Here is a 20,503-nt window from a genome sequence, read left to right on the forward strand (position 1 = left end):
GTTAAGCACGCCGCCAGCGTTCGTCCTGAGCCAGGATCAAACTCTCCGTGAATGTGCACCGGTAATCCGGTATCACACACGAGAGCGGAACAGTAGGGGAGGAATAATCCCGACCGTTCACAGCGTCCTCGCTGTGTTTCTTCAAAGGAACCTCAACCTGCCGGAACAGTGTCCGACCGGTCGGGGTATCAACATATCTGGCGTTGACTTTTGGCACGCTGTTGAGTTCTCAAGGAACGGATCGCTTTCCGCGCTTCCGACTCTATCAGTCCTTTTCCGTCTCCCCGACCACCGATTCGCAGGCATGCGAATCCACATCCGGGTTAGGATCAAGAATTGATAGATGCCACCGACCCCCGACTCAAAGTCGCGCTGGGGTCAGGCAGGAGTACGACCCTACATGCCGTCGACCGGCGCAGGCAAATCGTTTCCGGCCTGCCGCAAGGTCCGCCAACCGGCTGGTCTCCCGCAGAACCGGCACTTCCTATGACTTACCCTTCTGAACAGCACGTTGTCCCCTCACAGACGGTGACAGCGGACCCAACCCCCCGCCCCACTGGGAGGCACCCCATGACCCTCGTGACCGCCCCGCTGGCAGGCCGTGTCATCGGACTCGCCGCCGTGCCCGACCCCGTCTTCGCCGCCGCGATGGTCGGTCCCGGTATCGCCATCGACCCCGTACGGGAGCCGGGTGAGGCCGTGTCTCCGGTCGACGGTGTTGTCGTCTCCCTGCATCCGCACGCCTTTGTCGTTGTGGACGCGGAGGGCCGTGGCGTACTGACGCATCTGGGCATCGACACCGTGCAGCTCAATGGCGAGGGGTTCGAGCTGCTCGTCGAGAAGGGCGACACGGTCGCGCGTGGTCAGGGGGTCGTGCGCTGGAATCCGGTCGCCGTCGAGGAAGCCGCCAAGTCGCCGATCTGCCCTGTCATCGCGCTCGAAGCCACGGCCGACGCCCTCTCCGACGTCCGCGAGGACGGCGAGGTGAAGACCGGCGACACACTGTTCGCATGGCAGTGACACCGGTGCCGTACGTCAGGGACGAGCGCGTGGCGCTTGTCGTACTTCCCTCGCGGCGACCGGCTCGCCGCATAACCGGAGACGGGTGAGATGGAGACAACGCTGCGAGGCGTCGGGGTCAGCCATGGAGTGGCGATCGGCGAGGTCAGGCACATGGGGACTGCGGTGCTTGAGCCGCCGGCCAAGCGGATTCCGGCGGAGGACGCGGAGCGCGAGCAGGGGCGGGCCCGCCGGGCCGTCGAGGCGGTGGCGGCCGATCTGATCGCTCGCGGCAATCTGGCCGGCGGCGAGGCCCAGGGCGTCCTTGAGGCTCAGGCGATGATGGCCCAGGACCCCGAGCTGATGGCCGATGTGGACCGGCGGATCGCGGTGGGGAGTACGGCCGAGCGCGGTGTGTACGACGCGTTCGCCTCGTACCGCGCGCTGCTCGCCAATGCCGGTGAGTATCTGGCCGGCCGGGTCGCGGACCTGGATGACGTGCGGAATCGTATCGTCGCCCGGCTCCTGGGCGTTCCGATGCCGGGAGTGCCGGACAGTGACGAGCCGTATGTACTGATCGCCCGCGATCTGGCGCCCGCGGACACGGCGTTGCTCGATCCGGCTCTGGTGCTGGGTTTTGTGACCGAGGAAGGCGGGCCGACGAGTCACAGCGCGATTCTGGCGCGGGCGCTCGGGGTGCCCGCGGTGGTGGCGCTGCCGGGTGCGCAGGAGCTGGCCGAGGGCACGCTGATCGCGGTCGACGGCAGTACCGGTGACATCTTCGTCGAGCCGGGCGCGGAGAAGCGGGCGGAGCTCGAACGGGCCGCTGCCGCACGGAAGGCCGCGCTGTCCGCCTCCACCGGGCCGGGTGCGACATCGGACGGGCATCAGGTGCCGTTGCTGGCGAACATCGGCGGTCCCGCGGATGTGTTGGCCGCCGTCGAGGCGGGCGCCGAGGGCGTCGGGCTGTTCCGTACGGAGTTCCTGTTCCTGGACGACAGCGGGCGGGCGCCGTCCGAGGAGAAGCAGGTCGAGGCGTACCGGACGGTACTGGAGGCGTTCCCGGAGGGCCGGGTGGTCGTACGGGTGCTGGACGCGGGCGCGGACAAGCCGCTCGCCTTCCTCACCCCGGCCGACGAGCCGAATCCTGCCCTGGGGGTGCGCGGTCTGCGGAGTCTGCTGGAGCATCCCGATGTGCTGCGGACGCAGTTGACCGCGCTGGCGAAGGCCGCCGAGGGGCTTCCGGTGCATCTGGAGGTCATGGCGCCGATGGTGGCGGACCGTACGGACGCGAAGGCGTTCGCGGACGCCTGCCGTGAGGCGGGGCTGAGCGCGAAGTTCGGTGCCATGGTGGAGATTCCGTCGGCCGCGCTGCGGGCGCGTTCGATTCTTCAGGAGGTCGAGTTCCTTTCGCTGGGGACCAATGACCTGGCGCAGTACGCCTTCGCCGCCGACCGGCAGGTGGGTGCGGTGTCGCGGTTGCAGGATCCGTGGCAGCCCGCGCTGCTCGATCTGGTGGCGCTGTCGGCCGAGGGGGCCAGGGCCGAGGGCAAGAGCTGTGGGGTGTGTGGTGAGGCGGCCTCCGATCCGCTGCTCGCCTGTGTGCTGACCGGGCTGGGTGTGACGTCCTTGTCGATGGGCGCGGCGTCGATTCCGTACGTACGGTCGGCGCTCGCGCAGCACACGCTCGCGCAGTGCGAGCGTGCCGCTGCCGCCGCGCGGGCCGCGGACACCGCTGACGAGGCCAAGAAGGCCGCGCAGGCGGTGTTGTCCGGCGAGTGATCCGTGCCGGCCGGTGATCCGTAACTGCCGGACTCCGGCCGGGTCTTGGGAGCCGGGCATTCAGAGCTGGGGCTTCTCGCCGGGGCGTGGCGAGAAGCCCCTTCCGCCTTCAATGGCGGGTAGTTCAGTGGTGGTTGGTTCAGTGGTGGGTGCCGGTGTCGTCGAGGTGGAGGTCGAATCCCGCGCGGTATTCGACGCCCGGCTCAGGCGGGAATGGCTCTCCGGTGTCGGCGTCGGTGCAGTAGGCGTTGAACACCTCGGCCTCGGTGAGCGGTACGAGAGTGTCGCCTTGGAGGCGCCAGCCGTGCAGGCGGTCGGGGGCGTCCGGTCCTGTCGTACGGAGGACCACTCCCCCGGGGCTCTCCAGGGCGATGCCCAGGGCCAGCAGGCTGACGAATTCGGCGCCTTCGGAGGAGTCGAGCAGCGCCGGTGCCCCTTCGGGACGGTCTGCGTGGAGGACGGCGAGGAGCTGTTCGCCGGCGGCGGGGACGCTGCAGACCAGGTGGTGCGTGCCGGGTCCGGCCCCTTCGAGGAGCCGCACCAGGGTGTGGGAGGCCCGGTCGAACGCGGCGCGTCCGATGTCCTGGCCGCAGTCCGCGCACGCTCCGAGGTCGGCGAGGACGGTCGTCGCGTACTCCCAGGTCGCTTTGCGGGCGGCGGTGCCGATGAGCAGGGGGACGAGACGGTCGAGGGGCTGGCCAGTATAGGCGACGGCGGCGCCGGTGGCGGGGATTCCGGCGGTGAAGCGGCTGCGGCTGAGCGGCGAGTCCGGGTCGAGTCCGGTGTCGGCGCAGTACTCCGCGTACTCCTCGGGGTCGAAGAGTCCGACGGTGGTGTGCACGCCCTGGGAGGCCAGGGAGGTGAGCAGGCCGTCGATCTGCCGCAGATAGCCGGCGTGGTCGTCGAAGGGGAAGCTGCCGTACTGCCGCATCGTGGTGAAGTCCTGTTCGTCGGCGAGCAGGCCGATGGTGCTGGGGACTTCGCGGCGCAGTCTGCGCCGCATCGTCCTGGCCGTCGGCCCGGGCGCGGGGCGGCCGGGCCCGGAATTCCTCGGGCCGCCGGTCCGCCGCCGCTGTCCGGTCTGCCGGTGCTGCTCGGTGTGCGTCATGTCTCCCCCTGAGTTCGGTCGATCAACTGTTCACTCACCGTAATCGAGGGGTCTGACAATGGCGCCGCCCGCGGGTGCGGTCAGTGGCGGGTGCGGGCGAGATCCTCGTAGAAGCGCAGCAGGTCGAGGTTGTCGACGGAGCCCGGGTTGACGGCCTTGGCGAGGGCCGTGCCCTGGAGGAGGCGTTTGACGGGGACTTCGATGCGCTTGCCGGTCAGGGTGTGCGGGATGCCCGGGACTTCGATGATCTCGTCGGGGACATGGCGCGGGGAGAGCTGCTCCCTGATCGTCTCCTTGACGCGCGTGCGAAGGGCATCGTCAAGGACGGCCCCCGGGGCGAGATGGACGAAGAGCGGCATCCAGTAGCCGCCGTCCGGCTCCTCCAGGCCGATGACCAGGGACTCCCGGATCTCGGGGAGGCGTTCGACGGCTTCGTAGATGTCGGCGGAGCCCATCCGGACGCCCTGGCGGTTCAGAGTGGAGTCGGAGCGGCCGTGGATGATCACCGAGCCGCGGTCGGTGACAGTGATCCAGTCGCCGTGGCGCCAGACGCCGGGGTACATCTCGAAGTAGCTGTCCCGGTAGCGGCTGCCGTCCGGGTCGTTCCAGAAGCGGACCGGCATGGACGGCAGGGGTTCGGCGACGACCAGTTCGCCGACCTCGCCGATGACGGGCTTGCCCTGCGGGTCCCAGGCCTGGAGGTCGGTGCCCAGGCCGGGCGCCTGGAGTTCGCCGATGTGGACGGGGAGGGTGGGTACGGCCCCCGCGAAGCAACTGCACACATCGGTGCCGCCGCTGACGGAGGCGATCCACAGGTCCTCGGCCACCGCGTCGTGGAGCCAGCGGAAGCCGTCGGGGGGCAGCGGTGAGCCGGTGGTGGCGACGCAGGTCACCCGGGACAGGTCGTGGTCGCGGCCGGGGTGTACGTCCGCCTTGCGGCACGCCATCACGTACGCGGCGGAGGTGCCGAAGACGGTGGTGCCGGTCCGCTCGACCACGCCCCACTGGGCGTCGACGGCCGGGTGGCCGGGGCTCCCGTCGTACAGCACGATCGTGGTGCCGGTGAGCAGGCCGGAGACGAGGAAGTTCCACATCATCCAGCCGGTGGAGGTGTACCAGAAGAAGCGGTCCTCGGGGCCGAGGTCGAACTGGAGGCCGAGCTGTTTGAAGTGCTCCAGGAGGATGCCGCCCTGGGACTGGACGATGGCCTTGGGCAGGCCGGTGGTGCCGGAGGAGTAGAGCACCCACAGCGGGTGGTCGAAGGGGACCTGTTCGAAAACCGCCTCTGACGACTTCATGTCTGCGGCGGTGAGGGCCGACCATTCGAGGGCGCCCTCGGGTGCCGGGGTGCCCAGGAGCGGTACGTGGACCACGGCGCGCAGGGTGGGCAGTTCGCGGCGGAGTTCGGCGACGGTGCCCGTACGGTCGTGCTCCTTGCCGCCGTAGCGGTAGCCGTCGACCGTGAACAGGACGACGGGTTCGACCTGCTGGAAGCGGTCGAGGACGCTGCGGGCGCCGAAGTCGGGGGCGCAGGAGGTCCAGACCCCGCCGACGGCCGCAGTGGCGAGCAGCGCGATGGCGGCCTGGGGGATGTTGGGCAGATAGCCGCTGACGCGGTCGCCGGGCCGTACACCGAGGGCGCGCAGTTCGGTCGCGAGTGAGAGAACCTGACGGCGCAGCTCGGACCAGCTCACCGAGAGCTGCTCATGTGTCTCGTCCATATAGAGAATCGCCGGATCATGTGCGCGGGCCGGGTCCTCGGCGGTCCGCAGGGCGTGTTCCGCGTAGTTGAGGGTGGCGCCGGGGAACCACTGGGCACCGGGCATGGTGCGATCACCCATGACTTGCCGGTACGGAGTGGAGAAGCGCACCTCGAACCACTCGGCGACGGCCTTCCAGAAGGTGTCGAGTTCGTCGACCGACCAGCGGTGCAGCGCCGCGTAGCCGCCCTCGGCCGGGGCTCCGTACCGCTCGGCCGCCCAGGCCTGGAAGCGGGTGACGCGCGCCGCGGCGATACGGTCGGGATCCGGCTGCCAGAGGGGTTCGGGGCTTGCTGCTGCGGTCATGGGGCGGCTCCCGGCGGGCTCGGCGCCGAGGTGTCCGGCGCTGGTGTACTCGACGCTTCTGCTCGACGTTTCTGCTCGACGCTGGTGTGCGTCGGTCGCGCGCACGTGCGTGGGTGTGCGCGTGACGCGGCTGACAGGGACGATGCCATGGGATCGACCCTCGCACCAGGTCTCATCACCCATGGTCAGCCCCTTGGATATGTGCTCCAGCCACGGGTGAACGGGAGCTGAACGGTGCACCTCACCCCCGGGCCTGATGGCAGGCTGAGCAGCATGGACGGTCGTGAACTGGTGCGTTCGATGAAAGTTGTCGGTTCGGTGCAGGGGCTGCGCGCCATACGGTCGGCGTGGCGCCAACGGCGTACGGACGCCAGAGAGCTGGCACCGCGCGGTGTGGAGCGGGCCAGGGTGCCGGGTCCTGTCAGCGGCGCGGAGCCGTTGCCGGGCGGCGGCACCGTACGGTTCGCGCGTGCGGAGCTGCATGTGTGCGTCACGGTGGGCGGCGCGGTGTTCTGGGGGTGGGACGGCGCGGAGCCGCTGCCGTCGTACGCCCTGGCCGGCGCCCCGCCGGAGCCGGACACCCGGGCCGGTCTGGAGCCGGACACGGACGGCGGCTGGCGAGTGGTGTCGGAGCGGGTGACGGTGGCGGTCTCGCGCCACGGCGGGGTGGAGGTCCGTACGCCGGGGGGTGTGGTGCTGCGCCGCGAGCTGCCGCCGCGCTGGTGGGAGCCGGTGGCGGGCGGTCCGGCGCGCTGGGTGCAGCGGACCGAGGTGGCGGCGGACGCGCGGTTCTTCGGGCTGGGCGGCCGGGCTTCGGGGCCGCGGCTGCGGGACGGTACGTACCGGCTGTGGAACACCGATCCCGGCGGCCGCTTCGGGCCGGAGGACGATCCGCTCTATGTGACGATGCCGGTCCAGCTCGTGGTGGCCGACGGCGGGACTCATCTCGCGTTCCACGACAACTCCTGGGACGGCCGGGTCACCCTCCGGGAGGGCGAGGAGGGTGCGGGTTCGGGGCACGACCGGCCCGGTACGAGCGAGCTGCGGATGGACGGCGGGCCGCTGCGCTGCTGGGTGGTCACCGGTACGCCCGCACGTGTCCTGCACAGCTGGACGGCGCTGACCGGAGCGGCCACGCCGCCGCCGTCCTGGGCGCTCGGTCCACAGCACGCGCGGTGGGGTTTCGGCAGCGAGCGGGAGGTGCGGCGGATCGTCGCCGGTTACCGGGAGCGCGATCTGCCGCTGTCCGCGGTCCATCTCGACATCGATCACTACGACCGGCATCAGGTCTTCACCGTGGACCGCGAGCGCTTCCCTGATCTGCCGGGGCTGGCGGAGGAGCTGCGCGCGGACGGGGTGCGGCTGGTCTCGATCGTCGATCCGGCGGTGAAGGCGGAGCCCGGCAACGCGGTGTACGACAGCGGTTCGGCGGCGGGGGCATTCGTACAGGACGCACGCGGGCGGGACATACAGGGTGTCGTCTGGCCGGGCGACTGCGTCTATCCGGACTTCACCGATCCCGCGGTGCGCGACTGGTGGGGCGGGCTGTACGAGGAGCGCCTGGCGCAGGGCTTCGCCGGGGTGTGGCACGACATGAACGAGCCGGTGTCCTTCGCCCCGTTCGGCGATACGACGCTGCCGCGCTCGGCCAGGCACCGGCTTGAGGGCAGGGGCGGCGACCATCGTGAGGCCCACAATGTGTATGGGCTCACCATGGCGCGGGCGGGATTCGAGGGGCTGCGGCGGCTGCGTCCCGACGAGCGCCCCTTCCTCTTCTCGCGCTCCGGCTGGGCGGGGATGCAGCGGTACGGGGGCACCTGGTCGGGCGATGTGGCGACGGGGTGGCCGGGGCTGCGGGCGTCGCTCTCGCTGGTGCTGGGGCTCGGGCTGTGCGGGGTGCCGTACTCGGGCCCCGATGTGGGCGGTTTCGACGGGAGCCCGTCGCCCGAGCTGTATCTGCGCTGGTTCCAGCTCGGGGCGTATCTGCCGCTGTTCCGCACGCACGCGGCGATCGACGCGGGGCGCAGGGAGCCGTGGGAGTTCGGCCCCGAGGTGCTGGAGTACGCGCGGGCGGCGCTCGCCGAACGGGAGCGGCTGCGGCCGTACTTCGTGACGCTCGCCCAGCTCGCCCGGCTGACGGGCGCGCCGTACGCCCGGCCGCTGTGGTGGGGGGCGCCGGAGGACCGGGCGCTGCGCGACTGCGAGGACGCGTTTCTGCTCGGGGACTCGCTGCTGGTGGCGCCGGTGCTGGAGCGGGGCACGCACCGGCGGACGGTGCGGCTGCCGCGCGGGCGGTGGTACGACATGGCCACGGAGCGGGCGTACGACGGTCCTGGGCAGGTGACGCTGGAGGCGCCCCGGTCCCGTATCCCGGTACTGGCGCGGGCGGGTGCGGTGATCCCGGTACGGGGTGCGGACGGCGGGCCGGAACTGGAGGCGTGGGCTCCGGCGGTGGGGCGCGCGGGCGGCGGTCTGGTGGTGCGGGACCCGGGGGACGGCTGGGCGAAGGCGGAGGTGGAGCGGTACACCTCGCGCATGGTGGACGGCGAGGTCCGGGTGAAGCGGGTGACGGAGGAGGGGACGGCGGAACCGGAGTGGCCGGTCCGGGTCAGGGGGCGGTAAGAGCCGGGGAGCACCGGGAGTGGCAAGCGGCGAAAGCGGCGAGCGGCGCCCTGGGGGCGGCGGTGCTGTGTGCGGCCGGGCCCGGGTCTGTGGGGGCCGGGCCTGGGAGCCCGCGCGTCAGGCCGTGTCGTACCGGCCCGCGAACCAGGACCGTACGGCCTCGGTGTGCAGCGGGAAGGCCAGCTTCGCGGGCTCGCGCAGGAGGTGCCAGCCGGACGTCTCCTCCGTGGGCCGCGAGGGCGGCAGTTCGTCGGCCCGCCGCTCCGGGAGCAGGCCGAAGAGGAGGAGATGGCCGTACGGCGAGCTGAGCGCGTCGGCGAGCCGTACGTCCGCCCGGTCCGCCTCGATCCCGGTCTCCTCGCGCAACTCCCGTACGACCGCGTGCCGCCAGTCCTCGCCGTGGTCGATAAATCCACCGGGCAGCGCGATCCCGCCGTACTCGGGCTCGATGGTGCGCGTGATGACGACCAGGCCCCTGCCCCGGTCGTCGCGCACCGGCATCAGCGCGATGGCGACGGGCAGCGGATTCCGGTACGCGGTGGCGCCGCAGGCGGCGCAGGTACGCGGCCAGCCGGCCGCCGCCGGATATGGCGTACCGCAGCTTCCGCAATGGGAGTTGGCCACCGACTGCTTGTCGGGCCTGTCGGGCAGCGGCAGGTTCTGGGACTCGGACACGCGCGGACTGTATCCGATCGCCCTTCCCCGGAGGCCCGGGAGCTGATAGACGAAGGTGCCCATGACACAACTTCAGTCCGGACTTCGGTCCATGCTCCGCGGTTTGGCCGGCTCGGCGGCTGCCGTGCTGCTCGCCGCGACCGCCACCGTCAACGCGCCCGCCGCCCACGCCTCGCCGGAGCCGGCCGCGCCCAAGGAGTTCGTGGCGCTGCGGACGGTCGCGCCGACGATCATTCAGGAGATGCGGTATCTCACTCCCCACAACTTCCTGGGCGAGCCCGTGGACGGCTACGAACAGCCGACGTGCATCGTCACCCGGTCCACCGCGGAGGCGCTGCGGCAGGCGCAGCACCGGCTGCTGCGGAAGGGCTATTCGCTGAAGGTGTACGACTGTTACCGGCCGCAGCGGGCCGTCGATCACTTCGTACGGTGGGCAAAGGACCTCCAGGACGAGCGGATGAAGCCGGAGTTCTATCCGCGGGTCGACAAGTCGCGGCTGTTCGAGGACGGTTACATCGCGGAGAAGTCCGGACACAGCAGGGGCAGTACGGTCGACCTCACTCTGGTGAAGCTGCCCGCGCTGCCGACCCGCCCGTATATCCCGGGTGAGGAACTGACGCCCTGTTACGGCCCCAAGGCCGAGCGTTTCCCGGACAATTCGGTGGACATGGGAACCGGTTTCGACTGTTTCGACACTTTTTCCCATACGGATGATCCGCGTATCCAGGGCGAGCAGCGGGCGAACCGGCAGTTGCTGAAGACGACGCTGGCCGAGGCCGGGTTCACCAATCTGCCCGAGGAGTGGTGGCACTTCACCCATAAGCCCGAGACATTCCCGGACACGTACTTCGACTTCCCGGTGGCGTGGCGTTCGGTCGTACGGAACTGACGGTAACCGCATCCGGCCCGGTCCCTGACTCCGGCCCCTGGAGCCACACATTCCGCACGCCCGTGTCAAGACCATCCCTGAACAGCGCATGCTGTCAATGACCTTGACGCTTCTCCACCGGCCGGTGAACACTTCCTGATCGCCATCAGCGCCGCAGTCCGGCGCGCTCAGCACGCTCATCAGGAGATCCGGGGCCGGCAAAGGCTCCGGGCCAGGTCTAGGAGCCGCATTGAGCAATGGGGACATATTCGTCGGTGAATTCATCGGAACGGCCATACTCATCCTCTTCGGCGCGGGAGTCTGCGCCGCTGTCACACTCCGCCACTCCAAAGCCAAGGACGCCGGCTGGGTGGTGATCGCCTTCGGCTGGGGCTTCGGCGTACTGGCGGGCGCGTACACCTCGGCACCGCTGTCGGGCGGGCATCTCAACCCGGCGGTGACCGTGGGGATCGCGGTCGACACCGGCGAGTGGGAGAAGGTTCCGCTCTACATCCTGGGACAGATGACCGGCGCGGTCTTCGGCGCGGTGCTGTGCTGGCTGGCGTACTACGCACAGTTCCGGGCCAACTCCGATGCCGGGCAGGCACAGCCGACGCTCGGCATCTTCTCGACGGCGCCGGAGATCCGCAGCCCGGTCGCCAACGTTGTCACCGAAACGATCGCGACGACCGCGCTGGTCCTGCCGATCCTGGCTTTCGGGAAGAACGCGGGCATCGGCATCGGCGAACTCCCCGGCCCCGGCAACACGGGGGTGTACGGCTCCGGGATCTCGGTCCTGCTGGTCTCGCTGCTCGTCGTCGGCATCGGACTCTCGCTCGGCGGACCGACCGGCTATGCCATCAATCCGGCGCGCGATCTGGGGCCGCGGATCGCGCACGCGCTGCTGCCGATTCCCAACAAGGGCGGTTCCGACTGGGGTTACGCGTGGGTTCCGGTGGCCGGGCCGCTCATCGGCGGGGTCCTCGCCGGGGTCGTCTTCAACGCGGCGTTCTGACGCCTCTTCCCGGACCCCGCTTCCTGAACTCCGCTTTCCGAACCCCGCATCCCGATCTCCGCTTTCCGACCTACCGATCAGCAAAGGGACGCCATGACGGAGAAGTTCGTCGCCGCCATCGATCAGGGCACCACATCGAGCCGCTGCATCATCTTCAGCCACGACGGCGCGATCGTCGCCGTCGACCAGCGCGAGCACCGCCAGATCTTCCCCAAACCCGGCTGGGTGGAGCACGACGCCACCGAGATCTGGTCGAAGGTACAGGCCGTGGTGGCCGGGGCCCTCACCAAAGCCGGGCTACGGGCCGAGCAGCTCAGCGCGCTGGGGATCACCAACCAGCGGGAGACGACCGTCCTGTGGGACCGGGCGACCGGCCGGCCGGTGCACAACGCGATCGTCTGGCAGGACACCCGTACCGCCGCGCTCTGCCGTGAACTCGGCGGCGAGGACGGCCAGGACCGGTTCCGTAACGCCACCGGACTGCCCCTGGCGAGCTACTTCTCCGGGCCCAAGGCGGCCTGGCTGCTCGATCACGTACCAGGACTGCGGGCTCGGGCCGAGCGCGGCGAGATCGCCTTCGGGACGCTCGACTCCTGGCTGATCTGGAATCTGACCGGCGGTACGGACGGCGGGGTGCATGTCACGGATGTGACCAATGGCTCCCGGACGATGCTGATGAATCTGGAGACCCTCCAGTGGGATCCGGCGATCCTCGCGGCGATGAACATCCCCGAGGCCGTGCTGCCGGAGATCAGGTCCTCGGCGGAGGTGTACGGGACGGCCGTCGGCCCGCTCGCCGGGGTACCGGTGGCGTCCGCGCTCGGCGACCAGCAGGCCGCCGTCTTCGGCCAGGCCTGCTACGACACGGGCACCGCCAAGAACACGTACGGTACGGGCAGCTTCCTGCTGCTCAACACCGGTGAGCGGCCGGTGGCGTCGAAGAACGGACTCATCACGACCCTCGGCTACAAGATCGGCTCGGAGGCGCCCGTCTACTGTCTGGAAGGGTCGATCGCGATCACGGGAGCCCTGGTCCAGTGGTTCCGTGACCAGCTCGGCCTCATCCGGAGCGCCGGTGAGATCGAGGAGCTGGCCGCGAGTGTCGACGACAACGGCGGGGCGTATGTCGTGCCGGCCTTCTCCGGGCTGTTCGCTCCGTACTGGCGCTCCGACGCGCGCGGGGTGATCACCGGGCTGACGGGTTATGTGACCAAAGCGCATCTCGCGCGTGCGGTGCTGGAGGCGACGAGCTGGCAGACGCGTGAGGTGGTCGACGCGATGTACCAGGACTCGGGGGTACGGATCACCACGCTCAAGGTGGACGGCGGGATGACCGCCAACAATCTGCTGATGCAGCATCAGGCGGACGTCCTGGGCGTGCCGGTGATCCGGCCGCGGGTCTCGGAGACGACCTGTCTGGGCGCTGCTTACGCGGCGGGGCTCGCCACCGGAGTCTGGTCGGATCTGGACGAGCTGAAGGCGCACTGGAAGCGCGACGCGGAGTGGTCGCCGGCGATGGCGGCGGAAGCGCGCGAACGCGAGTACGCCAACTGGCGCAAGGCGGTGGAGCGCAGCTTCGGCTGGCAGGACGAGGAGGAGGGGGCGGCGGGGACCGGGGAGTAGCGAGGCCTCCGCAGAGCGGTACGGCCCGTGCTCCGCCCGGTGGCGGGGGTACGGGCCGTTCCTCGGCGGCGACCGGCTCGCCCAAGCGGTCCGGCTTCGCTCAGGTGGTGGTGGCCGCGGCGTGTTCGCGCTGCCGTGTCGCGAGCGTCATGGCGTGCTCGACGACCGTCACCAGCACTTCCTTGACGGATTCGCGCTCGCGCGCGTCGCACATCACCAGCGGCACGTCGGGATCGAGGTCGAGCGCCGCCCGTACGGTCTCGGCCGGGAACAGGCCCGCGCCCTCGAAGCAGTTGACGGCGACCGTGAACGGGATCTCGCGCCGCTCGAAGTAGTCGACCGCCGCGAAGGAGTCGGCGAGACGCCGGGTGTCGGCCAGAACGACCGCGCCGAGCGCGCCCTGGGCCAGTTCGTCCCAGAGGAACCAGAAGCGGTCCTGGCCCGGGGTGCCGAAGACGTACAGCACCAGGTCCTCGCGGAGGGTGATCCGGCCGAAGTCCATGGCGACCGTGGTGGTGGTCTTGCCCTCGACGCCGTCGACATCGTCGACGGGCCGGCCCGCCTCGCTCAGCATCTCCTCGGTACGGAGCGGCCGGATCTCGCTGACCGCGCCCACCATGGTGGTCTTGCCCACCCCGAAGCCGCCCGCGACCAGGATCTTCAGCGTCACCGGATCGACCGGACGCCGTCCGTGGTCAGAGCGCCCGTAGACCATTGATCACCTCGCGGAGAATGTTCACGTCCGGCAGTTCGGCCGGCGGAACGGGACGGGTTACATGCACGATCTCGTCCTCGACGAGATCACCGACCAGCACCCTGACCACCCCGACGGGGAGGTCCAGGCTCGCGGACAGTTCGGCGATCGACTGAGGGCTGGCGGAGCAGCGTTCTACGATCTCCACATGTTCGGGGGAGAGCGTCTGGTCCCGGCCGGGATCACCGGCCGCGGGTTCGGGGACGACGATCGCGATCAGGTCGAGCCGGTGGCGCGTCGCGCTGCTGGTGCGGCCGCGCGTCATCGCGTACGGACGTACTACCGGTCCGGCCTCGCCGTCGAACCAGTGCTGCTGATCCTGACCCGCGTCACTCATCCCAGCCCACTCACCCTCCGGCGGGCAGACCGGTCCGGGACGGCGTGCCGAGGTGGACGCCGACCCGCTTGACCATCAGCGTCATCTCGTACGCCACCTGACCGACGTCGGAGTCCGCGTCGGACAGCACGGCGAGACAGCTTCCGTCGCCCGCGGCGGTCACGAAGAGGAACGCGTCGTCGAGTTCCACCACGGTCTGCCGGACGCTGCCGGCGTCGAAGTGGCGGCCCACGCCCTTGGCGAGGCTGTGGAACCCGGAGGCGACGGCCGCGAGGTGTTCGCCGTCCTCCCGGGTGAGGTCCTTGGACGTGCCGGTGGCCAGCCCGTCGCCGGAGAGGACCACGGCTTTGCGGATGCTGGCGACCCGCTCGACGAGTTCGTCGAGGAGCCAGTTCAGCTCACCCGAGCCGTTGGGGTCGATGGAGTTGGGTGCTGCGGCGTTCGGTGCGGTCATCGACCGTCCCCCTCCGATGTGGTTCGTTGTGTATCGCCGGGGCCGGTGGAGTCCTCGGCATCGTTCTGCCGACGGCCGCGCTGCCAGCCCCGTTGGAGAGAAGCCATACGGCTGCGTACTTCGTCCGCGTCCCGTTCGTCGTTGAGCCCGGCGGGCGTGCGACCGGCGGTGCGGTCCGGGACGGCTTCCCGCAGCTGGGGGGCGAGGCTGGCCTGCCTGACCCGGCGCGGCAGACCGTCGAGCAGGGGCGGGGCCCCGTCGGACGGCGGTGCGGCCGGCTGGGCCGAGGGCTGTGCGGGGATGCCGCCGGACCAGGTGCGGCCCGGCGCGCCGGGGGCCTGTTCGCGGGCGGGGTGGGCGCGGCCCGGTTCGTCCACGCGGCGGCCCCGGTCCACGACCAGCGTGGGGGGCTTGCGGCGGGGCAGGGCCGGGTCGGGAGTGCGCGAGGAGCCGGGGTCCGCGGCCTGCTGGTGCTGTTCGTAGAGGCCGCGGGGCGGCTGTCCGCCACGCCCGTCGCGCCGGTCACGGAAGTCGCGGCCGTCGTCGCGCGCGTCCCGTACGTCTCGTCCGTCACGCGCGTCCCGCATGTCCCTGGCGTCCCGCATGTCGCGCAGGTCCCGGGGGTCGTTGCCGGAGTCGCGGAGGTGTTCGCGGGCTCGGAAGAGCCCTCCGCGCTCGCTGTCGGTGTCCTCCAGATCGGCGATGCCGTCGCCTCCTCCGCGTACCGGCCCGCTCTCCACTCCGAGAACGCCGACCGGAGGTTCCAGCTCGACCGGACCGTCGAGCACGGACGGGGCGCTGCTCCGTCCGGTGGGGACCTGCGCCAGCGCGGTGCGCCGGCCGTTGCCGCCGTCGGCGCGGTGGCGTCCGCCGCCCGCGGTCCGCTTGCGGTCGAGACGGAATCCGGTGCCCTCGGTCTCGGGGGCGTCGGTGAGCAGGGCGACCGGCAGGAAGACGATCGCGGTGGTGCCGCCGTACGGGGACGGCTGGAGCGAGACCCGTACGTTCTGCCGCTGGGCGAGCCGGCTGACCACGAAGAGGCCGAGACGGTCGGTGTCGGACAGCTCGAACTCCGGGGTCTCGGCGAGCCGCAGATTCGCGTCGAGCAGCACTTCGGGCGCCATGCCGAGACCGCGGTCGTGGATCTCCAGGGTGAAACCGTTGGCGACCCGCTCGCCGTGCACCTGGACCGCGGTGTGCGGCGGCGAGAACACCGTGGCGTTCTCCAGGAGTTCGGCGATGAGATGGGTGAGGTCGGCGACCGCGGGGCCGCCGACGCCGATCCGCGGCAGCCTGCGGACCTCGATGCGCTCGTAGTCCTCGACCTCGGCGACGGCGGCGCGTACGACGTCCATGAGCTGGACCGGCTTGCGCCACTGCCGGGAGGGCGCGGCGCCGGAGAGGATCACCAGGCCTTCGGCGTGCCGGCGCATACGGGTGGTGAGGTGGTCGAGCCGGAAGAGGTCGGCCAGCTCCTCGGTGTCCTCCGTACGGCGCTCCATGGTGTCGAGGAGCGTGAGCTGGCGGTGGAGCAGGACCTGGTTGCGGCGGGCGAGGTTGACGAACACCTCGGAGACGCCGCGCCTCAAGTCGGCCTGTTTGACGGCGGCTTCGACTGCGGCGCGCTGGAGGGTGTTGAGGGCCTGGCCGACCTGGCCGACCTCGTCGCGGTCGTAGTCGAGCCGGGGCGCCTCGGTCTCCACGTCGACCTGTTCGCCGGCGGCGAGGCGGCGCATGACGCTGGGGAGGCGTACGCCGGAGACCTCGTGGGCCTCCTTGCGGAGGCGGGTCAGGTCGCGGATCAGCTCGCGGCCGACGCGTACGGACACGATCACCGAGATGAGCAGCGCGGCGGAGCCCACGGCGGCGGCGATCGCGAGCCGGATGAACACCTCGCGGCGTACGGGGTCGATATGGGCGCGGTAGAGGGCGTCGGTCTTGGCGCTCTCGTTGGTGAGGTCGGTGAGGACCGGGGCGGCCATCTCCCGCCAGTGCGCGATGTCGACGGCCTTGGGACCGTTGACGGGACCGGCCGCGATGAGGTCATCCTCGGTCTCGCGCAGGGCGAGGGTGGCGGGGGTGCGCCAGTACTGTTCGAGCGTCACCCGGTCGGTGAGCGGCAGGTCGGACAGGTTGGTCTGGTAGAGGACGTTGCGGCCCGCGATCAGGTCGGAGACCGTGCGGATGTCCTCGGCGGTGATCCTGCGGGCGACCAGTGCGGAGGCGATCACCGCGTCCTCGCGGGAGACCATCTCGCGGGCGCGGTCGAGACCGACCAGCGCGCGGCCCCAGTTGTCGCCGTCCACGTCCTCGTGTCCGTACAGGGAGGCGAGGAAGGTGTAGCCGGGGTCGACGAGCAGGTTGTAGAAGTCGAGTGCCTTCTCGCGGGTGACGGTGCTCTCGTCCACGGAGCGGCGCATCAGGTCGAGGCCCTTCAGGGCCACGAGGATCGCGTTGAACCGCTCGGCGGTGGTGTCGTCCATCTGGTCGAGGATCCCGCGGGTGGCGTTCGCCTTGAAGACGGCCACGGACCCGTCGGTGTCGGCGCGGCGGGCGCGGAGTTCGGTCAGCGCGTCCGAGGCCCGGGGGTCGGCGAGGAAGATGAGCGACTGCCGGCGCTCGCTCTGGATGTCGAGGATCGCTTCCTCGACGGGGTGACCGACTCTGCTGATGACATGGCCGACATCGAGGAGCTGGTTGGCCTGGCTGCCGGTGAGCACCGTGACGAAGGCCCAGAGGACGGTGAGCGCGACGAGCGGCACGAGCAGCAGCGCCACGATCTTCCGGCGGATGGATTTCCCGCGAAAGCGCATGGCCTCCCCCAGCTCGATCCCCGCCCGGTGCGGGAGATGCTCCGTCAGCAAACGGCGCGAGCCTACTACTGTCACACCGGCAACTCGAAGACACATCCGGATGATTTTCGGCCGCCCCATGGCGTGTTGGTTATGGCTTGTCCCGGTATTCGGCGAGATGACTTCCGCCGTGGAGAGGGTATAAGCCGGGTGCGACGGCGCGTACCGGCCGGGGCAGTTGGCTTGAATCATTCGATCGAGGTCCGCCGGGGAATCTTCGCTCGCTTCCGTTCGTCCTTGTGTACGGGGATGAGGGTGACGGCGTACGGAGTTGAGACCGGCGCCGGGAACGCCCGCGCGGTCCACGTATCACATTCGGTTCCATGGCCGGCGTGAAGCGTGGCGAGGCGGGCAGTCACCCTGTGAAGTCGGACGGTGGACAGCGGGTGGGGAGTGACGTCCATGGAGACGTATGAGCGGCGTGACGCGGCCGAGCGGCATGACGCGGCGTCGGACGGCGGGATCGGACAGGTTTCGCGGGGGCTCTGGGTCGAGGAGCCGGCGACGCGGTATCGCATGCCGGATCCGGTCAGAACGGCGGCGGTCCGGGCCGTGATCATCGCTGCGGTGACGCTGATTCAGGCCATGATTGCGTTTCTGAGCACGCTCGCGGGCTCTTGGCTGGCCTTTCCGATGGTGCTGAGCAGTGTCGCCTCCACGGTGGTGGCGACCTGGGGGGTGCTGGACGTCTGGGTCACGCGGCAGGTGTGGAACCAGCGCAATGGTGTGGTGTCCGTGCCCAGCAGTACGGCGCGCGCCCTGCGCCGGGAGCGGCGCAGGGCGAGACGGGCGGCACGGAGCGCGGCGCGGGAGGCGGCGCGAATACGGCGGCGGGGGCGGGGGCAGGGGCGGAACCAGCTCAGCGAGGCGTGAGGCCGGTCGCGGGCGGGTCTTCTTCGGGCTGTTCGCCGGTGGGCCGGTCATGTACGGGCTCGTCGTCGGCGGGCCGGTCGGGTACGGGAAGGTCGGCCGCGGGCCGGTCGTTGGCGGGCCCTTCGGGTACGGGGTGGTCGGGTACGGGGCTGTCTGCCGCGGGGTCGGGGGTTCGGCGGAACATGCGAGTCGCGGTGATCTCGCCGTGCACCGTTTCGCCTTCCGGGTCCTGCTGGGGCAGACCGGGGCGCAGATGCTCCTCGACGCTGATGTATTTGAGCCCCGCGCGCAGATCGGCGTCATTGCGCAGCCGGATGACCAGCGGGAATTCCGCCAGCGCCGTCGTGTCGAAGAGGCCCGTGGTGTAGAGGAGTTGTACGCCCAGGGCGTCCGAGACCGCGCGCTGGAGCTCCAGCAGATACGTGGCGTTGGCGCGCCCGATCGGGTTGTCGAGGAAGAGCGTGCCCGCGTGGCGGTGCTTGTCGCGGCCCCGGTCGTTGCTGCGCAGGGCGGCCATCGTGCAGTACAGGGCGATCGCGGCGGTGAGGAGCTGACCGCCGGAGAAGACATCGCCCATCTGACCCACCGGGACCCGCTCGGCGCGCAGAACGGCGTCGGGCTTGAGAATCTCGACGGCGACGCCCTTGGGCTGGAGCGCCGCCTGGACTCCGCGCAGCAGCAGGGACATGCCGTCCCTGCGCAGGTCGGAGTTCTTCTTCAGGGCGGAACGGGTCGCCTCGTCGATGACCTCGCCGAGCCGCTCGGTGAGGGCCGCCCGGTCCGGGTCCTCGAAGCGGATCCGCAGGAACTCCTGGCCGGACCACTCCCCCAGGCCTTCGGGCAGCCGCGAGAGCCGCTGCGCCGAACGGAGCGTCGTCAGGGCGGACTCCACCAGGCCGCGCAGCCGGTCGACGATGGAGTCGCGGTTCCGTTCGAGCTGTGCCAGCTCGTCCGTCAGTACGCGCAGGCGGGGTGCGAAGGCCTGTGCCCAGGGGGCGGCGTGCTCGGGCAGCGCGGCGGCGGGCAGTTCGCGGATCTGCTGGCGTGCGGGGGTGCGGACCTGCTCGTAACGGGTCGAGTTGGCATGCCGTACGAGCACGTCACAGGCTTCCCGTACGGCGGACTCGGCCGTGGAGAGGTCGGACGCGCAGGCGCGCAGTGAGCGGCGGGCCTCGGCGGTGGCGTGCCGTGCCTCGGCCAGGGTGCCGGGGTAGGGCTCGGGCTGTCGGCCTGCGTCTTCGTCCGCGCCGTCCTCGGCGACGGAGCCACGGAGCAGGTCACGCAGAAGAGCGGCCGTCTCGTCGAAGCCGCCCGCCGCGTCCTCGGCGGCGCGATGGGCGTGGAGGAGTTCGGCGTGCGCGGCGCGGGCGGTGTCCAGCGCCTCGGTCCTGGTGGCGAGTTCGGTGGTGGCGGTACGGAGCAGGCTCTGCGCCTTCTCCGCGTCGGCCGGCACCAGTTCCTCGGGCAGTTCGGTGTGCGCGTCGCCGTCGGCGGGCGCGAGCCGCTCGGCCTCGCCGCGGAAGCGGCCGAGCTGCTCGCTGGCGGCGGACGCGCGTGACTCCAGCATCTGTACGAGCGATTCGGCGCGGGCGGCGGCGGCCTGGCGGGACGGGCCGTCGGCGCCGTCGGTGGATTCGAGAAGCTGGGCGGCGCGGGTGCGGACCTTGTTGGTGAGCCGGTCCAGTTCGGCGAGGGCGGCGCTCTCGTCGCTCTCCGCGCGGGCCTGTTCGGCCCGCAGATCGGCGCCGACGCCGACCTTCTCGTAGAGCTGGGAGGCGGCGCGGTACGCCTCGCGCAGGGCGGGCAGCGCGGTGCGGGGCGCGTCGGGGTCCCGCTCGGGGAGGTTCTCCGGCGCGCCGGCGATCTCGGCGCGTTCGGCGCGCAGGGCGCGGGCGGTACGGCGGGCGTCGTCGGCGGCGCGCTGGGCGGCCCTGCGGTCCTCGTCGGCGGCGCGGGCCCGCTCCAGGCAGACGGCGGCGCGTGCCTCGGACTCGGCCGCCTCGTCGGCCAGTTCGCGGAGTTTCGCCTGCCAGCCGGACCGCTCCCGGAGCCGGAACGCGAGGCCCGCGAGGGCGTCGGCGGCGCGGCGGGCGCGCTGGGCGGCGTCCTGCCGTTCGTCGCGGACGCGGGCGGTGTCGGCGGCGGCCTCGTCCGCCTCGGCACGTACCGTACGGGCCTCGGTGAGCGCCGCCGCGGCCGCCTCCGCGGCGGCCCTGGCGGTACGGGCCGCCTCGGCCAGCTCGGCGAGCATGCCGGGCGGGCAGTCCGTACGCCAGGCGCTGAGCCGCGCGGCGAGCGAACGGTCGGCGGCGAGCCGCGCCGCCAGCACCCGGATCTCCTCGTCCCTGGCGGACGCGCGGGCGCGCAGCGCCTGCCGCTCCTCGTCGGCGGCGTACTCGTCGTGCATGGCGGGGTTCGGCGGTACGAGGAACACCCCGGCGTCGTCCACGCTCCCGGCGCCGGGGCCCGGGACCG

General features: G+C 71.1%; 14 protein-coding genes and 1 pseudogene. 7 read left to right on the top strand and 8 right to left on the bottom strand.

Going from position 1 to position 20,503, the window contains the following annotated elements; genetic code table 11:
• The first annotated feature begins 570 nt into the window (after positions 1 to 570).
• Together ACFU9P_RS34505 and ptsP are read left to right on the top strand one after the other, a co-directional pair.
• Entirely contained in the window at positions 571 to 1,020 is a 450-nt protein-coding gene (locus ACFU9P_RS34505) for a PTS glucose transporter subunit IIA (protein WP_376386140.1), read from the top strand.
• Positions 1,021 to 1,110: 90 nt separating this feature from the next.
• Positions 1,111 to 2,781 carry a phosphoenolpyruvate--protein phosphotransferase gene (ptsP, locus tag ACFU9P_RS34510; protein ID WP_384088757.1) on the top strand — a complete coding sequence of 557 codons (1,671 nt, stop codon included), beginning with the start codon at positions 1,111 to 1,113 and terminating at the stop codon, positions 2,779 to 2,781.
• A 139-nt stretch (positions 2,782 to 2,920) separates the two neighbouring features.
• On the opposite strand, the gene ACFU9P_RS34515 is transcribed toward ptsP, so the two are convergent.
• A complete protein-coding gene (locus ACFU9P_RS34515) occupies positions 2,921 to 3,889 on the bottom strand; it encodes a hypothetical protein (RefSeq protein ID WP_384088760.1) in 969 nt (322 codons plus the stop codon).
• An 80-nt stretch (positions 3,890 to 3,969) separates the two neighbouring features.
• The gene (locus ACFU9P_RS34520; protein WP_384088763.1) at positions 3,970 to 5,955 is read right to left on the bottom strand and encodes an acetoacetate--CoA ligase; all 1,986 of its coding nucleotides are present in this window, start codon (positions 5,953 to 5,955) and stop codon (positions 3,970 to 3,972) included.
• A gap of 273 nt (positions 5,956 to 6,228) precedes the next feature.
• Between ACFU9P_RS34520 and ACFU9P_RS34525 the strand changes: the two genes are divergently transcribed.
• A complete protein-coding gene (locus ACFU9P_RS34525; RefSeq protein ID WP_384088766.1) occupies positions 6,229 to 8,577 on the top strand; it encodes a TIM-barrel domain-containing protein in 2,349 nt (782 codons plus the stop codon).
• A 117-nt stretch (positions 8,578 to 8,694) separates the two neighbouring features.
• Here ACFU9P_RS34525 and ACFU9P_RS34530 read toward each other — a convergent pair whose 3' ends face one another.
• A complete protein-coding gene (locus ACFU9P_RS34530) occupies positions 8,695 to 9,252 on the bottom strand; it encodes an NUDIX domain-containing protein (protein ID WP_376386128.1) in 558 nt (185 codons plus the stop codon).
• Between the two features lie 61 nt (positions 9,253 to 9,313).
• Between ACFU9P_RS34530 and ACFU9P_RS34535 the strand changes: the two genes are divergently transcribed.
• The 3 genes from ACFU9P_RS34535 to glpK all read left to right on the top strand — a co-directional run bounded on the left by ACFU9P_RS34535 (position 9,314) and on the right by glpK (position 12,758).
• Positions 9,314 to 10,141: a M15 family metallopeptidase gene (locus ACFU9P_RS34535; protein ID WP_384088769.1), complete on the top strand. Its 828-nt coding sequence runs from the start codon at positions 9,314 to 9,316 to the stop codon at positions 10,139 to 10,141.
• A gap of 229 nt (positions 10,142 to 10,370) precedes the next feature.
• Positions 10,371 to 11,135, top strand: coding sequence for an MIP/aquaporin family protein (locus ACFU9P_RS34540; protein ID WP_384088772.1), 765 nt, complete (start codon positions 10,371 to 10,373; stop codon positions 11,133 to 11,135).
• A 93-nt stretch (positions 11,136 to 11,228) separates the two neighbouring features.
• Positions 11,229 to 12,758, top strand: coding sequence for a glycerol kinase GlpK (gene glpK, locus ACFU9P_RS34545; RefSeq protein ID WP_384088776.1), 1,530 nt, complete (start codon positions 11,229 to 11,231; stop codon positions 12,756 to 12,758).
• Positions 12,759 to 12,858: 100 nt separating this feature from the next.
• Here glpK and ACFU9P_RS34550 read toward each other — a convergent pair whose 3' ends face one another.
• From ACFU9P_RS34550 to ACFU9P_RS34565, 4 genes are read right to left on the bottom strand one after another with little or no spacing between them, the layout of a single operon-like run.
• On the bottom strand, positions 12,859 to 13,473 hold the full coding sequence (locus ACFU9P_RS34550) for an ATP/GTP-binding protein (protein ID WP_376386120.1): 615 nt from the start codon (positions 13,471 to 13,473) through the stop codon (positions 12,859 to 12,861).
• A complete protein-coding gene (locus ACFU9P_RS34555; RefSeq protein WP_376386118.1) occupies positions 13,454 to 13,849 on the bottom strand; it encodes a DUF742 domain-containing protein in 396 nt (131 codons plus the stop codon). The genes ACFU9P_RS34550 and ACFU9P_RS34555 overlap by 20 nt, the downstream gene beginning before the upstream one ends.
• A 10-nt stretch (positions 13,850 to 13,859) precedes the next feature.
• Positions 13,860 to 14,303 carry a roadblock/LC7 domain-containing protein gene (locus tag ACFU9P_RS34560; RefSeq protein ID WP_376386114.1) on the bottom strand — a complete coding sequence of 148 codons (444 nt, stop codon included), beginning with the start codon at positions 14,301 to 14,303 and terminating at the stop codon, positions 13,860 to 13,862.
• Positions 14,300 to 17,116 (bottom strand): nitrate- and nitrite sensing domain-containing protein, encoded by a 2,817-nt coding sequence (locus ACFU9P_RS34565; RefSeq protein WP_384088783.1) that lies wholly within the window; start codon positions 17,114 to 17,116, stop codon positions 14,300 to 14,302. The genes ACFU9P_RS34560 and ACFU9P_RS34565 overlap by 4 nt, the downstream gene beginning before the upstream one ends.
• A gap of 441 nt (positions 17,117 to 17,557) precedes the next feature.
• Between ACFU9P_RS34565 and ACFU9P_RS34570 the strand changes: the two genes are divergently transcribed.
• Positions 17,558 to 18,028: a hypothetical protein gene (locus tag ACFU9P_RS34570; protein WP_384088781.1), complete on the top strand. Its 471-nt coding sequence runs from the start codon at positions 17,558 to 17,560 to the stop codon at positions 18,026 to 18,028.
• Here ACFU9P_RS34570 and ACFU9P_RS34575 read toward each other — a convergent pair.
• A pseudogene (locus ACFU9P_RS34575) lies at positions 18,015 to 20,503 on the bottom strand (hypothetical protein); the annotation flags it as partial. The gene ACFU9P_RS34570 and the pseudogene ACFU9P_RS34575 overlap by 14 nt on opposite strands.

The sequence above is a fragment of the Streptomyces sp. NPDC057617 genome, from assembly GCF_042800555.1.
Classification (GTDB): Bacteria; Actinomycetota; Actinomycetes; order Streptomycetales; family Streptomycetaceae; genus Streptomyces.

Excerpts from the sequence above, each read along its gene's own strand:
- ACFU9P_RS34555 (WP_376386118.1), bottom strand. The coding sequence starts at position 13,849 with ATGAGTGACGCGGGTCAGGATCAGCAGCACTGGTTCGACGGCGAGGCC.
- ACFU9P_RS34505 (WP_376386140.1), top strand. The coding sequence starts at position 571 with ATGACCCTCGTGACCGCCCCGCTGGCAGGCCGTGTCATCGGACTCGCC.
- ACFU9P_RS34570 (WP_384088781.1), top strand. The coding sequence starts at position 17,558 with ATGGAGACGTATGAGCGGCGTGACGCGGCCGAGCGGCATGACGCGGCG.
- glpK (WP_384088776.1), top strand. The coding sequence starts at position 11,229 with ATGACGGAGAAGTTCGTCGCCGCCATCGATCAGGGCACCACATCGAGC.
- ACFU9P_RS34525 (WP_384088766.1), top strand. The coding sequence starts at position 6,229 with ATGGACGGTCGTGAACTGGTGCGTTCGATGAAAGTTGTCGGTTCGGTG.
- ACFU9P_RS34550 (WP_376386120.1), bottom strand. The coding sequence starts at position 13,473 with ATGGTCTACGGGCGCTCTGACCACGGACGGCGTCCGGTCGATCCGGTG.
- ACFU9P_RS34560 (WP_376386114.1), bottom strand. The coding sequence starts at position 14,303 with ATGACCGCACCGAACGCCGCAGCACCCAACTCCATCGACCCCAACGGC.
- ACFU9P_RS34535 (WP_384088769.1), top strand. The coding sequence starts at position 9,314 with ATGACACAACTTCAGTCCGGACTTCGGTCCATGCTCCGCGGTTTGGCC.
- ACFU9P_RS34520 (WP_384088763.1), bottom strand. The coding sequence starts at position 5,955 with ATGACCGCAGCAGCAAGCCCCGAACCCCTCTGGCAGCCGGATCCCGAC.
- ACFU9P_RS34565 (WP_384088783.1), bottom strand. The coding sequence starts at position 17,116 with ATGCGCTTTCGCGGGAAATCCATCCGCCGGAAGATCGTGGCGCTGCTG.
- ACFU9P_RS34515 (WP_384088760.1), bottom strand. The coding sequence starts at position 3,889 with ATGACGCACACCGAGCAGCACCGGCAGACCGGACAGCGGCGGCGGACC.
- ptsP (WP_384088757.1), top strand. The coding sequence starts at position 1,111 with ATGGAGACAACGCTGCGAGGCGTCGGGGTCAGCCATGGAGTGGCGATC.